The organism is Flavobacterium limi, assembly GCF_010645075.1.
Taxonomy (GTDB): domain Bacteria; phylum Bacteroidota; class Bacteroidia; order Flavobacteriales; family Flavobacteriaceae; genus Flavobacterium; species Flavobacterium limi.
This window is the reverse complement of record NZ_JAADZV010000014.1, coordinates 15,237-29,954: the sequence shown is the minus strand read 5'-3', so window position 1 is coordinate 29,954 and position 14,718 is coordinate 15,237. Positions and strand designations below refer to the sequence as shown.

General features: G+C 35.1%; 14 protein-coding genes. 10 read left to right on the top strand and 4 right to left on the bottom strand.

The window, feature by feature from the left end:
* Positions 1 to 31 precede the first annotated feature (31 nt).
* The 4 genes from GXM16_RS21225 (at position 32) to GXM16_RS21210 (ending at position 4,123) form a co-directional block, all read left to right on the top strand.
* Positions 32 to 1,717, top strand: coding sequence for a PNGase F N-terminal domain-containing protein (locus GXM16_RS21225; RefSeq protein ID WP_163396500.1), 1,686 nt, complete (start codon positions 32 to 34; stop codon positions 1,715 to 1,717).
* 92 nt (positions 1,718 to 1,809) lie between these two features.
* Positions 1,810 to 2,778, top strand: a complete 969-nt coding sequence (locus GXM16_RS21220) for a sialidase family protein (RefSeq protein ID WP_229684416.1) — start codon at positions 1,810 to 1,812, stop codon at positions 2,776 to 2,778.
* Positions 2,779 to 2,783: 5 nt separating this feature from the next.
* The gene (locus GXM16_RS21215) at positions 2,784 to 3,116 is read left to right on the top strand and encodes an L-rhamnose mutarotase (protein WP_163396498.1); all 333 of its coding nucleotides are present in this window, start codon (positions 2,784 to 2,786) and stop codon (positions 3,114 to 3,116) included.
* 26 nt (positions 3,117 to 3,142) lie between these two features.
* The gene (locus GXM16_RS21210; RefSeq protein ID WP_163396497.1) at positions 3,143 to 4,123 is read left to right on the top strand and encodes a M20/M25/M40 family metallo-hydrolase; all 981 of its coding nucleotides are present in this window, start codon (positions 3,143 to 3,145) and stop codon (positions 4,121 to 4,123) included.
* A gap of 221 nt (positions 4,124 to 4,344) precedes the next feature.
* Here GXM16_RS21210 and GXM16_RS21205 read toward each other — a convergent pair whose 3' ends face one another.
* The 4 genes from GXM16_RS21205 to GXM16_RS21190 form a co-directional block, all read right to left on the bottom strand.
* Positions 4,345 to 5,235: a helix-turn-helix domain-containing protein gene (locus tag GXM16_RS21205; RefSeq protein ID WP_163396496.1), complete on the bottom strand. Its 891-nt coding sequence runs from the start codon at positions 5,233 to 5,235 to the stop codon at positions 4,345 to 4,347.
* A 42-nt stretch (positions 5,236 to 5,277) separates the two neighbouring features.
* On the bottom strand, positions 5,278 to 6,126 hold the full coding sequence (locus tag GXM16_RS21200; RefSeq protein ID WP_163396495.1) for a type 1 glutamine amidotransferase domain-containing protein: 849 nt from the start codon (positions 6,124 to 6,126) through the stop codon (positions 5,278 to 5,280).
* A 152-nt stretch (positions 6,127 to 6,278) separates the two neighbouring features.
* Positions 6,279 to 6,467 carry a hypothetical protein gene (locus GXM16_RS22955; protein WP_229684415.1) on the bottom strand — a complete coding sequence of 63 codons (189 nt, stop codon included), beginning with the start codon at positions 6,465 to 6,467 and terminating at the stop codon, positions 6,279 to 6,281.
* Between the two features lie 297 nt (positions 6,468 to 6,764).
* The gene (locus tag GXM16_RS21190) at positions 6,765 to 7,193 is read right to left on the bottom strand and encodes a winged helix-turn-helix transcriptional regulator (RefSeq protein WP_163396494.1); all 429 of its coding nucleotides are present in this window, start codon (positions 7,191 to 7,193) and stop codon (positions 6,765 to 6,767) included.
* A gap of 103 nt (positions 7,194 to 7,296) precedes the next feature.
* Between GXM16_RS21190 and GXM16_RS21185 the strand changes: the two genes are divergently transcribed.
* From GXM16_RS21185 to GXM16_RS21160, 6 genes are all read left to right on the top strand, one after another.
* Positions 7,297 to 8,064 (top strand): SDR family oxidoreductase, encoded by a 768-nt coding sequence (locus GXM16_RS21185; RefSeq protein WP_163396493.1) that lies wholly within the window; start codon positions 7,297 to 7,299, stop codon positions 8,062 to 8,064.
* 89 nt (positions 8,065 to 8,153) lie between these two features.
* Entirely contained in the window at positions 8,154 to 8,771 is a 618-nt protein-coding gene (locus tag GXM16_RS21180) for a TetR/AcrR family transcriptional regulator (RefSeq protein ID WP_163396492.1), read from the top strand.
* Between the two features lie 56 nt (positions 8,772 to 8,827).
* Positions 8,828 to 10,159: a TolC family protein gene (locus GXM16_RS21175; protein ID WP_163396491.1), complete on the top strand. Its 1,332-nt coding sequence runs from the start codon at positions 8,828 to 8,830 to the stop codon at positions 10,157 to 10,159.
* 12 nt (positions 10,160 to 10,171) lie between these two features.
* A complete protein-coding gene (locus GXM16_RS21170) occupies positions 10,172 to 11,215 on the top strand; it encodes an efflux RND transporter periplasmic adaptor subunit (protein WP_163396490.1) in 1,044 nt (347 codons plus the stop codon).
* 8 nt (positions 11,216 to 11,223) lie between these two features.
* Positions 11,224 to 14,277, top strand: coding sequence for an efflux RND transporter permease subunit (locus tag GXM16_RS21165; RefSeq protein WP_163396489.1), 3,054 nt, complete (start codon positions 11,224 to 11,226; stop codon positions 14,275 to 14,277).
* Positions 14,278 to 14,471: 194 nt separating this feature from the next.
* Positions 14,472 to 14,684, top strand: a complete 213-nt coding sequence (locus tag GXM16_RS21160; RefSeq protein WP_163396488.1) for a hypothetical protein — start codon at positions 14,472 to 14,474, stop codon at positions 14,682 to 14,684.
* Positions 14,685 to 14,718 lie beyond the last annotated feature (34 nt).

The window sequence follows — 14,718 nt, the reverse complement described above, 5'->3', positions numbered from 1 at the left end:
TTTTTATCAATAATTAAAAAATAGTAAATACATGGTAAAATTTTTTAGTGCTATATGGTTGTTGTTTTCTTCAGTACTTGTTGCTCAGAACAAATCAGAGGTATATAAAATTACGTATGATAGATTTCAAAACGGGAAAAAAACTAGCGGGAATACCGAAATCTATGTGCACAATCAAATGGTTTTTTTATCAAAACCAAATGATAAAATACAGCAATACATTGATTTAAAAAACGAGTATAACGTTAGCACCATCAAGAACGGAAATACAGTTTTCAAAAAAATAATTCCATTTGACAGCCTGCCTGCTCCTAAAAAAGAAAATGATACCCGTGTAATATTAGGATACGAATGTAAGCATGTTTCTTTTTCTTATTTTTCAAACAGAATTGATGTCTGGTACACTGAAAAGACTAAGGTAAAAGGAACTCCCAATAATAATTATTTGCCAAATAAAAATGCTCTTGTTTTACAATTGGCTGTTAATGGAAATTATACTCTTATTGCGAGTGCTGTCAGTAAAGAAAAAAAATATATCCCTCAACTTAATTATGATGATAAAACCCAAGCGGTTAATGCATCGGAATTCGAAGAAATTGCCATAAATTCAAGGTATAAAGTCTTAAAGATTTTTGATAACGAAATTTTAAATTTTGATCCCAATAGTATTATTCCAAAAGAGACAGAGCTTGAAAAAGATAAGGTTTATCATTTTTCTAAAGGAAGCGTAGTCCTAAAAAAAATAAAAATTACTCCGGAGTTAAAAAACAGCAATGCCATTTTTGCCAAACTAACCTGTAAATCTAATGGCGATGCATATGACAGGACCGGTTCGATATTTATTATTCCTGCAAAAAAAGAGAGAAATACCACTACATTATTAGATGCTTATTTACATGGACTGGATCGATTACCAGTTTATACCGATAATAAAAAAAATAAATATCAGGGAATAAAAAAGGAAACAGGCTATCTGCCGGCAATTGAAATAATGAGGTTTTTTACGCCATTTGGGGTTAATTATTTTAATGAGAAACGAAAAATAAACAATTATAACTGGGCAGGAGAAGTAGTTTGCAAAGAAGATGTCAGTTCTCTTATTCCAACAGACGAAGATGAAATCTGGATTGGGGTTTTTATTGGTAATTATGATGCTGGCGGACACATAGTAAGTCTTGAACTGGATGCTTACCCATCAGTAAATAACGAAGGCAAACCAAATAAACAAAAATACATAACACCTTTATTTTCGACAGTTAATACTATGGAAATGGAAGGCCAAAATTATGGTGGCCTTTTTATTAACGATACTTTGAAGGTAAATTTTGAAATTAAGGACGAAGTAGAAAATTTACAGCTCCTGTATACTACAACAGGTCATGGCGGATGGGGAAATGGAGATGAGTTTGTACCAAGAATGAATAAAATATTTGTAGACGGTACAGAAGTTTTTAAAATTATTCCCTGGCGAACTGATTGTGCCACATATCGATTATCTAATCCTGCTTCAGGTAATTTTGCTGATGGTTTATCTTCAAGTGATTTAAGCCGCTCAAATTGGTGTCCGGGAACATTAACACCTCCTTATATTATTCCGCTGAAATTACCAAAAGGGAATCATGTGATAGAGGTAATTATAGAACAAGGACCAAATGAAGGTCTCAGTACAAACCACTGGAATATTTCCGGAACTTTGGTTGGTCGATTGAATAATTAATTTTTAAATAAGCAATGATTTTAAAGTTTAATTTTTTTCCGATATTATTAGTTTTGGTGAGTCTTTCCTGCACTTCAGTAAGGAAATTAAAAGTGAACAATATAACTGAAACCTTCATAACAAGTCAGCCAATAACAAAAAACAGCCATGCTGCAACATTAGTTGAACTTGAGCCAAATAAATTGATGGCTGCGTGGTTTGGAGGAAAATATGAAGGTGCCAAAGATGTAGGCATATATTTTTCTGTTTATAAAGATAAAAAGTGGTCAGCACCTTTAAATCTTGTCACTCCTTTAATAACACAAAAAGATACTTTACCTTGCTGGAATCCGGTACTTTTTAAGAGCAAAAGTGAAAAATTATATTTGTTTTATAAAGTCGGGAAAAATCCAAGGGAATGGTTTGGCGCTATGATTGTTTCAGATAATAACGGAAACACCTGGAGCGGTCCCAAATATCTTCCCGATGGAATTCTCGGCCCTGTCAAAAACAAACCAATAGAAACTACACCAGGCATTATTCTATGCGGAAGCAGTACAGAAAGTATTGGAGACAATAAATGGAGAGTTCACGTAGAAAAGTATACTGAAGCAACTGAGTCCTGGCAGAAAATAGCCGTTGAAAACAATAAAGAATTTGAAATTATTCAGCCAACGTTTCTTGTGCATTCCCCGAATAAGATTCAGATGCTTTCCAGAAGCAAACACAATAAATTAATTTCAAGCTGGTCAGAGGATAATGGTAAGACCTGGCAGGAAACAGACAGTATAAACGTTGTAAATTCGAATTCGGGAGTAGATGCACTGACTTTGTCAGATAAGTCATTTTTATTGGTTAATAATCCTTTAAGGATGGGTAATGACTGGTTTAATGGAAGAAATGTCCTGGATGTAGAATATTCTAAAGATGGTCTGTACTGGAGCAAATTATTTGATTTGGAAAATCAAAAAGAAGGCGAATTCAGTTACCCGGCCATTATCCAGACCTCAGATAAAAAAGTACACATTTTATATACTTATAATCGTGAATTTATTAAACACACTACTTTTAATTTAAAATAAAGAAGATGCAAAAAATTTGCCTTGCCCTGGACTTAAAAAATGACCCGGATTTAATTACCGAATATATCGAATTTCATAAAAACGTCTGGCCAGAAGTACAGAAGAGCATTTTAGATTCCGGAATTATCAATCTTGAAATTTATAATGTTGCCGACCGTTTGTTTATGATTATTGAGGCCAATTCTGATTTTTCATTCGAAGAAAAAGCAGAAAAGGATGCATCAAATTCAAAAGTTCAGGAATGGGAAACTTTGATGTGGAAATTTCAAAAAGCACTGCCGGATTCAAAACCGGGAGAGAAGTGGGTGTTAATGGATAAAATTTTCCAACTTAAATAATTTTGAAATTTACAAAAAGAAATACAATGCTATTTTTTAAAAACTTAAAATATCAGGTCTTTATCATTAGTGTATTATTTTTTAATACCACTATAAATGGTCAGAATGGGATTAACGCCAAAACATTTTATAAACATGATAAATACCTGTCTTCTGATAAAATGGAGGGACGTTTTCCTGGTACAAAAGGCAATAATGAAGCGGCATCTTACATTAAAAGATATTTCAAAAAATATGGTCTTAAGGAATTCAACAGAAATTACTATCAAACTTTTAAACTATTTGTAAAAGAAGGAATCAATAAAGTGAAATCGGATAGTGTCAATACTCAAAATGTTGTAGGGTATCTCGAAGGTTCTGATGAAAAGCTAAAAAATGAATATATAGTAATAGGGGCTCATTATGATCACTGGGGCTGGGGAGGACAAAATTCGGGAAGTAAAAAGAAAGAAGCTTTCGCCATTCATAACGGAGCAGATGACAATGCATCCGGGGTTTCGGCTTTGTTGTGTATACTTCAGGAATTATCAAATGCTAAAGTCAAACCTAAAAGGAGTATTATTTTTATATCTTTTAGTGGGGAAGAAGAAGGCTTATTGGGTTCTAAATATTTTGTGTCTCATTTGCCGGTAGAAAAAAATGCCGTGAAAGTAATGCTGAATATGGATATGGTTGGAAGGCTTAATGAGGAGAAGCAAATTTACATGGGCGGTGCAGGAACATTTCCGAATGGAGTAGAATTGATGAAGAAATTGGGTGAAAACAGTACCCTGAATCCGGTCATACATGCTGGTGAAGTTGGAGGCTCAGATCATGTATCATTTTATAAAGCTGCTATTTCTGCTATAGGATTTCATACAGGAGGCCACCCGCAATATCATACACCCGAAGACGATATAGATTTAATAAATATTCAGGGCGGTGCTTTGGTATCTCAATATATTTACAATGCTTTAGTAGCAATTGCAAATGACCCGCAACAACTGTATTTTATTAAACAGAATTAACTTATAATGCTGCTGTTGGTTTTTAATTAACTTTCCGTGCTATATAAACTTTTGTGTTTCAGTATTATGGGATACTTTTCTGTTTTCAATTATATTATTTTCTCAAAAGAGCTGGCTAAAAGTTTCAAATCTTCCAATAAAAGGTTCGAATTTTGTTTAGTTAGGATCACATCAAAAGCCACTCAAATCGAGTGGCTTTTTTGTTTTTAGTAATACCTTTTTTAGTTTATTGATTTTCTGTAATTAAAAGGAGTCTGATCCGTTTGTTTTTTGAAAAGTCTTGAAAAGTACGGCAAGTTTTCAAATCCAAGCTGATAAGCAATTTCAGAGATACTCTTCTCATCTCCTTTGAGAAGGTTCTTGGCTTCTCTTATTAGATGTATGTGAATGAGTTCAATCGCTGTTTTCCCCGTTTCTGCTTTTAGTAAATCGCTTAAGTATTTTGGCGAAACATGAAGTATAGAAGCCATTTGCTGCACATTTGGAAGACCATCTTTTTGGGCTTTTCCAGTGTTAAAGTATTCTTTGAGGCAATTGTGAAAAGCGGTAACAATACTTCCTGATATGGTTTTTCGGTTAATAAACTGGCGGTTGTAAAAACGCTGTGCATAATTCAGCATAGAATCAATATGGGATAATATAATCGAAAGAGTATATTCGTCAGGATTGTTATGGTATTCCGTTTCGAGTTTTTTGTATAGTTCCCACATGATTTCTTCTTCACGTGGAGAAAGATGCAGTGCTTCGTTGGCCTCGTAATCAAAGTAGCCGTATTCCTGTATGTTTTTATGCAGGGGATGCCCTAATAAGAGATCTTCATGTATATGAAGCACAAAACCTTTTGCTTCTAGTTTCACATCACGAATAGAAATAACCTGTCCGGGCTTAAAAAAGAACATGCTGCCACTGTCATAATCGTATGTGGTTTTACCGTAATGCATATGTCCTGACTGCACACGTTTTAAGCCAATTAAGTAAAAATTACTGGTATAATCAATATTCTTACCTGAAGGGCTTCCTGAGTTTTCAAGCACTGCCATTCCGAAAAGCGGATGCTGTGGCGGCGGGTATCCGTTGGATTTATACAGATCACTTATTTTTTTATAATGCATTTTAATAATTTTTAATCTGATTTTTAGATTAGAATCGCTAAATTAATTTTGTTGCAGACTTTTTATTGCTGCAACTACAGCTTCCCCGAACTCGTGGGCAGAAGCAGGATTCTGGCCTGTTACAATTCGGCTGTCGGTACAGACTTTTACACCGAATATTTCGGCCGCTTTCTCAAAAACAGCACCATTTTCTTTTAGTTTTTTTTCCAGTTCAAAAGGTACAAATCTAGTAAAATCCCTGTTTTGTTCCTCTGCTGCGGAAAAGGCAGTGATTCTTTTTCCATCAATCAGAAGTTTGCCGTTGCTCAGTTTCAGATTGATTAATCCGGCCGGACCATGGCAAACTGCACTGACAATTCCATTATTTTCATATATTTTTCTGGTTATGTAATGCAGTTCCTTATTGTCTGTAAAATCAAACATCGGACCATGTCCTCCAACCATTTGTATGGCAATGTAATTTGATGGATTTACATCTGAAAATTTTATGGTAGTGCCAAGTTTATTGCGGTATTTAGGATTGGTCCAAAACCAGCTGTTAACAGGATCTGTCAAATTAAAACCGTCAAATGGAGGAAGTCCTCCCTTAGGACTTGCAATATCAATATCGTAGCCTTCTTTGTCATAGACTTCCAGTGGATGTGTAAGTTCAGGAAACCAAAAACCTGCTGTAATATTAGGCTCACCCTTTTTGTCCTGACTTGAAACGACTATTAATATTTTTTTTCTTTTATTAACAGGAATTTGGGTCTGGGCTGAAATCTCAGTTTGACTACAGCACAAAAAGGCTGTAAGAAGTGTTAGAAGTTTTAAGAGAGGTGTGCCGGGTTTTATCAGTTTTGACTTTTTGGATATTTTACTGCCGTTTAAAAAAATAGAAGAAACTGTCATAATATGTAAATTAAATTATTCACCTCAAATGTACTATTGGGGCCGATTAATAAATTATACAGAATACGGAATTTTTGATACAAAATACTACTCAATTTGTTTATTGTACAAAGTGATCATCAGGCAGAGCTGGTTAAAAAAATGCTATATGTTTAAATTATTCTTCTTCTCTTTTTATTTTGGCTTAATTTCTTATCAAACGACCATTTACCGGCTCCTTCAATTAAAAGAAAGATTCCTCCAAGTAACATTGCCCAGTCAGTCCTGCTTTCATGAAGCATTTTCCAGAAGCCATCGTTTTTTAGAATTTCTCCTTTTGTCGTTGCGATTGCTACAAGCATGATGATGATAATTGGAATACTTGCTAAACGTATAAAAAGTCCGATTAGGATTAAGGTGCCACAAAGAATTTCAAAAAAGCCAACAAAAATTGCCTAAATATTCTGGTGCTGGCAAACCAGCTACCCTTGAGTTTAGATAAGAATTGGAGCATTACTGCTAATGTAAATTATACTTCTGAAAAACCTACAGCCCAAGGAGAGGACTCACGTTTTTCGTCTATGCCTATGTTTTAACCTCTCTCAAAAAATTGTCAAAAACCCTGTCACATTAATTTTACGGACAATGGAATAGTTTTATCATTTCGTTTTTTCAATATGGGCTGCCTTAAGCTCATTAATACTGTTTCTAATAAATCCCTCTTTGTCAGCATTCATTTGAGATACTAATTCTTTTCTTTTTTCAGGAATTTCCATATACTTTTCCGCCCATAAATTGATCTCAACAATTATCGGAATTAAATCTATTCCTTTCTGTGTCAATTGATACAATACTTTGGCTTTGCTGTCCGGATGTTCCAGTTTCTGAATAATTCCGTTTTCTTCTAAAGATAGCAGTCTTGCCGCCAGAATATTGGTTGCTATCTTCTCATCAGACTTTGCAAGTTCGCCATAAGTACATTTTTTATGCAGCATTAAATCTCTCACAATCAGCAGTGACCACTTATCACCAAAGGCTTCAAGGGAAAAGCTTACCGGGCAGTCTGATCTCTTTTTTTGAGTTTTCATAAAAATAATTTTATAATTACTTGCATTTTACAAGTAAATGTGTTTATATTTGTACTTGCATTTTGAAAGCAAATATACAGATAATAAATTAAACTAAAAAATTATGGAACTAAAAGGAAAAACAATTTTGATCACCGGTGGTTCTGCAGGAATCGGATTAGAAGCTGCAAAACAATTTGTTGAAGAAGGAGCAAAAGTGATCATCACAGGAAGGGATCAGAAGAAATTAGATCTGGCCAAAAAAATGTATCCATCGATTACAACTATCAAAAGTGATGCATCAAGCAGGGAAGCAGCAGTTGCCTTATACAATCAAATCAATGAAATGGGCGGGATTGATATACTGTACAATAACGCTGGAATAATGTATGGCCAGAATAACTTAGGTTTTAGCAATTCGAAACATTTTGAAAAAGCAGCTATAGAAATTAATACCAATTACCTTGGTGTTATTCTTTTAAACGATCTTTTCTTAGATATGCTTAAAAGCAGAAAAGAATCGGCCATAATTAATACATCATCTATATTAAGTTATACCCCGTCGAATCTTGTACCAACTTATTCTGCATCAAAAGCTGCCGTACGTTTTTATACAGAATCGTTACGTGATCATTTACAGATAATAGGAAGCAGCCTTAAAGTTTTTGAGTTATTACCGCCACTGGTAAAAACAAATATGTCTGTTGGAATGGAAGGTAAATCGATAACACCTCATGTGCTGATTGATGCTCTGATAAAAGGACTAAAAAATAATACTTACACTATTCGTGTTGGCGATACAAAAGCAATTTATTTTTTGAATAGATTTTTGCCAAAAGTGGCTTACAAGTTATTGAACAATAAAGGTATTAGTGCGAGATTACAAGCCTAACTGGCATAAAATATTTAACTAAATAAAAAATGAACGACGTTCATTTTATTTTATATCTTTGACAGAAGTAATGCTGGAAAGAAATAATTATGAGTATAGTTGATAGAAAAGCAAGAGAAAAAGAAGCTCTAAAAGCCCTGATATTAAAAGGTGCTAAAAAGCTTTTTGTAGAAAAAGGAATTGAACAGACTACCATAAGAAATATTGCTGAAGAAATTAACTACAGTGTAGGTACTGTTTATGTTTATTTTAAAGATAAAAATGATATTTTACATGATCTTCATACAATAGGTTTTCAGGAATTAGATAGTTATTTTATGGATTTATATACTATAGAAGATCCGAAAGAAAGGCTAAAAAAAATGGGTTTTACGTATATCAAATTTGCCCTTGAAAATTCTGAAATGTACGATTTAATGTTTAATCTAAAAGCTCCAATAGAATTCCTGAAAGAATCTGAAAATGAAGATTGGGAGGAAGGATGTTCAGCATTTGAATTAGTTAAAAAAACTATTGAAGAATGTATAAATAAAGGACATTTTAAAGGTCACAGTGTAGAACCTCTGTCGTTTATGGTTTGGAGTCTGGTACACGGTATGTGCTGTCTTGAAATTCATCAGAGGATTAAAAACGTAAATCTTACAAATCCGGATACCATTTTGTATGACGGATACAATGAGTATTTAAAAATGATAGAAAAACTTTAAAAAAAATTTTAACCAAAAAAATGAACGTCGTTCAAATTATAAACAATGTACAATAAATGAAAATTAAACTAATTTTTGCAATACTCTGTCTAGGATATTTAGGGTATGCACAGAATAAGCTGGACAGTTATATACAGACTGGCTTAAAAAATAACGAAGTAATCAGGCAGCATAATTTTGACATCAGCAAAAGTATGTATGCCTTAAAAGAAGCTCGGGCTTTGTTTTATCCGACTGTTTCCTTAAACGGAAGTTACACTAAAGCAGATGGGGGAAGAACTATTGATATTCCCATTGGTGATATGCTGAATCCGGTTTACAGTACTTTAAATCAGATCACCAATTCGAACACTTTCCCGATGTTAGAAAACCAGTCGGTTTTGATAAATCCGGATAATTTTTATGATGCTAAAATTCATACCACAATGCCATTGCTGAATTTTGAAATCATTTATAATAAAAGAATCAAAACCCAGCAGACTACACTTCAAAAAATAGAATTAGAAATCTACCAGAGAGAGTTAGTGAAGGAAATCAAAATTGCCTATTACAAATACCTGCAGTCGGTTGAGGGAGTTAAGATTTACGAAGACGCTCTGGCTTTGGTCAAAGAAAACCAAAGGGTAAATCAGGCTTTATTCAGAAATGAAAAAATAAACCGAACAGCCGTTTTACGAAGCGATAATGAGGTAATCCGCATTCAGGCTAATTTAGAAACCGCCAGACAAACCAGTAATAATGCCAGATCGTATTTTAATTTTTTATTGAATCAAAAACTGGATACAACAATAGAAACTGATGAGGGTGAATCACCGCCAATAGATGCTATTACAGAAAATACCCAAAATAGGGAGGAGCTGCAAAAGCTGACTCAGGCAAAAGAAATCAATGAAAATGTAAGCAAACTGACTAATTCGTACTGGCTGCCAAAAGTAAATGGTTTTGCCGATTTCGGAATTCAGGATTTTGATTTTGAAGTGGATAAAAACTCACGCTATTATTTTGCCGGAGTGGGCCTGGAATGGAACATTTTTTCAGGAAATAAAAACAAATATAAACTCAAGCAAGTCGAAGAGGATCAGAAAAAAATAAGTTCCCACACTGATAATGTCAAACAGCAGTTACTGCTGCAGTTTCAGGTTTCGCAGAACAATCTAAAGTCGGCTTTGGAGCAATTCTATGCAGATAAAAACCAGAAAGTTGCATCCAAAAAGTACAACGACGATATTACTAAGCTCTATAAAGAGGGACAGGCGATTTATATCGAACTGCTGGATGCGCAGAACCAGTGGGTAAATGCACAGCTCAACACCAATATTTCGCTTTATAATTCCTGGATTGCTTTTGCAGAATTAGAAAGAGCCAACGCCACTTTTACTTTTAACTAAAAACAAATGATCATGAGAAAGATAACAATAATAATACTTCTTGCCCTTCCGCTTTTTTACGCTTGTAAAGAAGAAAAAAAAGAAAATTCACCGTTTGAAAACGCAGATATTATTGCGGTAAAAACAGCATCAGTCCAATCTTTGGCACTCAGCAATACGATAAGTGCATCGGGTTTAGTGACGACAGAAAACCAGGCCAGTTACGGCTTTAAAATAGGAGGGATCATCAATCGTATTTATGTAGAAGAGGGTCAGTTTTTTAAGAAAGGACAGCTTCTGGCATCATTAGATGAAACAGAGATTAATGCAGGTTTAAACCAAACTGATCTGAATCTTAAAAAATACGAACGTGATTATAAACGTGCAAGCAATTTGTACAAAGACAGTGTGTATACATTAGAACAGCTTCAGAATACAAAAACAGGACTCGATATTGCGAGGAAACAGAAAGATGCTGTTGCTTTTAATGCCCGTTATTCCAAAATATACGCTGCTGCGGATGGTTTTGTTTCCAAAAAAATAGCAAATGAAGGTGAAGTAGTCGGTGCAGGAGCTCCAATTCTGGCTATAAACGAAACCAGTCAGAACAATAATTATCTGTTGAAAGTAGGATTAACAGACAAAGAATGGGCAGCAGTAAAAACAGGACAGAAAGCAATTGTAACTCTTGACGGATATCCTGACGAAAAATTTGATGCCTTTATTTTTAGAAAATCGCAGGCGGCAGATGCTGCATTAGGTTCTTTTCAGGTCGAATTAAAACTGAACCTTAAAAAAAGCAGACCAGCAGTCGGAATGTTTGGAAAAGCTGAAATAAATGCAGAACACTCCGAAGATTTTGTCATCATTCCGTATAATTCGCTTATTGAGGCTGACGGAAACAAAGCATTTGTTTTTATTGTTGAAAATAACAAAGTAAAACGCCAGCCGGTAACAATCAATAAATTTGAGAACAATAAAGTATTCATCAAAGATGGTCTGCAGAAGACAGATCAGATCGTGATTTCCAATAGTGCCTATCTCAACGAACAATCAGCTATCAAGATCATTAAATAATCAGTATCATGAAAATAACAAACTTTGCTGTTAAGAATTATCAGTTTACGCTGATTATATTTTTGCTGGTCGCTGTGGTAGGTTATCTTACCCTTTTTACTATGCCAAGGGCTGAAGATCCTGCAACGCATCCACCACAATATTTAATTACAGTAATTTATCCCGGCACAAGCCCGAAGGATATGGAAGAACAGGTGGTAAAACCGATCGAAAACAAAATTTACGGACTCGAAAACATCGAAAAAATATTAACGACGGTGGAAGACGGCGTTGCTGCTTTTCAGGTAAAATTTAAATACGGCGTTAATGTTGACAATAAATACCAGGAGATTTCTACCGAAATGAACGCGCTAAAAAACAGCGAACTTCCTAAAGATATTTATCAGATCAAAACCGAAAAGATAGCATCATCAGATGTAAAAATTCTTCAGGTGGCTTTGGTTTCTGAAAATGCGTCGGACAAAAAACTGCGTGATGAAGCCGATAAGCTTAAATCTAAAATTGAGAAAATAACCAATCTGAAAGATGTAAAATACGCCGGCATTCCTGAGCAGGAAATTCGTATTGACTTACAACTGGAAAAATTGGCGCAGTTAAAAATTCCGTTAAACGTGGTCATGGGAAGTCTTCAAAGCGAAGCTGCCGATATTCCGGGAGGAAGCATTGACTTAGGCAGTAAAGTATTCAATGTAAAAACAAGCGGTAAATTCAAAAATGCCAACGACGTTGCCAATACGGTAATTTACAACGCCAACGGAAAAATAATCTACATGAAAGATGTAGCTGAAGTGGACTACAAATCGCAGGTTGTCGATCACATAACCCGCATCAACGGGCACCGATGTGTACTCGTGACAGCCGGTATGAAAGACAATGTCAATATTACCGATGTACAGAAAGAATTCCTTCCCATTATAGACGAATTTTCTAAAGAACTACCGTCAAACATTAAGTTGGTAAAAAACTTCGATCAGGCTAATATGGTATCGCAGCGCCTGGGACATTTAGGATTTGATTTTACGCTGGCGATTGTTTTGGTAATTGTTACGCTGCTTCCATTAGGTTTAAGAGCTTCGGGAATTGTGATGATCTCGATACCATTGTCTCTTGCATTAGGGTTAATAGCGATGAATGCTTTTGGTTTTTCTTTAAATCAGTTAAGTATTGTTGGTCTGGTAGTAGCTTTAGGATTGCTGGTAGATGACAGTATTGTGGTTGTTGAAAATATAGAACGCTGGTTACGGGAAGGACATTCAAAAATGGATGCAGTGCTTAAAGGAACTAAACAAATCGGAATTGCAGTAGTTGGTTGTACAGCAACACTCATTATCGCATTTTTACCGCTGGCTTTTCTGCCGGATGTTTCGGGAGAATTTATCAGAAGTTTACCAATGGCGGTTATTACCAGTGTATTGGCATCGATGATCGTAGCTTTGACATTGGTACCGTTTTTAGGAAGCCGGTTTTTAAAAACACACGATCATGCAGGGGGAAATGTTTTTCTTCAATATCTGCAAAAATTCCTGACCAGAGCGTATCGTGATATTATGCCGAAAGCACTAAAATATCCGAGAACAACTATTGCGATTTCTATCTTTTTAAGCATCACTGCATTTGGCTTGTTTAAAGTGACGGGTTTTAAGTTATTCCCAACTTCAGAAAAACCTATGTTTCTTATCAATATAAAAATGCCGCTTCAGGCCAATATTTTAGAAAGCGACCGTGTGACCAAAATTGTAGAAGCTGAGCTGAAACACCATAAAGAAATCGTGTATTACACTTCGAATGTCGGAAAAGGAAATCCCCAGATTTATTACAATGTGCATCCACAGGACAGAAAACCCGATTTTGCACAGATTTTTGTCCAGCTCGAAGACGAAGCAAAGCCAGCTGAAAAAACAGCTCTTATTGAAGAACTGCGAACTAAATTTAAAACGATGCCTTATGCAAAAGTAGAAGTAAAAGATTTTGAGCAGGGAACGCCATTAGAAGCCAATATTGTTGTGCGGTTATTTGGTGAAGATCAGGAAGTACTTCGTAAGCTTTCATCTCAGGTAGAAACTATTCTGAGAAATCAGGAAGGAACGGTTTATATCAACAACGAACTCAATACTTATAAAACAGACGTTAAAGTAAAAATCAATAAGGAAAAAGCCAGAACATTAGGCGTACTAACAAGCGAAGTAGATAAGGTAATCCGTCTTTCGGTAGCTGGATTAACGGTTGGCGATTATATTGATGACAGGGGAGATGCCAGAAATGTAACACTGACACTGCCAAGAGATAAATTTTCGAATCTTGACGCCTTGAAGAATTTATATGTAAATAATCTTCAGGGAACGCCGATAGCGCTCAACCAGATTGCTGAAATTTCGTTTGAAACTTCTCCAACGGCAATTAATCATTTTAATAAATCACGTTTTTCAAAAGTAACGGCTTTATCCGCAAAAGGATATTACGCCAATGATTTACTGACGCATATTGTTCCAAAACTGGATCAACTGAAAATGCCAAAAGGGTATTATTATAAATTATCCGGTGAAAAAGAATCAGAAGGCGATGCTTTGGGAGGTAACTTTTTGGCGGTAATTATTTTGAGCACCTTTTTGTTTGTTGCGGTGCTGCTGCTTCAGTTCAAAACATTTAAAGGGATAATTATTGTGCTTTCGATTATACCACTGGGAATTTTAGGAGGCGTACTATTACTGATTATGAACGGAAGTCCGATGTCGTTGGTTGCTATAATCGGTTTTATTGGTCTTTCAGGGATACAAGTCAAAAACTCGCTGCTGCTGGTCGATTTTACCAATCAGTTAAGACAGGAAGGACATTCAATTGACGAAGCGATTGCCATTGCAGGAGAAACGCGTTTTTTGCCGGTCGTATTGACTTCGATTACAGCTATCTGTGGTTTGATTCCGATTGCTTTAAACTCAAATCCTTTGATTGCACCATTGGCAATTGTTTTAATAGGAGGATTGATCAGTTCCACAATATTATCCAGAATTGTTACGCCGGTAATGTATAAGCTGATTCCGCCTAGTATTGAGAAGGAAAGTTAATTGTTAAAATTGAAATAGCCAGTATTTATAGAATTCAATAGAATTGAATGCATGATGCTTTAATATTGAAAGGATAGTTTTTTTAGCTATCCTTTTTTGTTGTCTTCAATTCGCATCTTAGTTTCTCCATTCAGGGAATACGCGATAACTGGAAAAAAAAAGTCCCACCGAAGGAGGACTAAACCACAAGAAAATTGATTTTAAAGAGAGTAAACGAATTAGGTGGTTTTGTAAAAGATAAAGTACCAGCGAATACTTTTTTTATTGTTGATGGAAACGGAATCAAACAGCCACAAATTTTCCTGCCAAAAAAATGGGTACCTGTACCAATTTTAAAAGTGAGGATGAAAGAGAATATTGGGGGCAGAAAAACTAAAAGAAAATATAAATCAATGGGTGAATCTTAGAAACAATCATCACGTATTAATTTATAAAGATGAA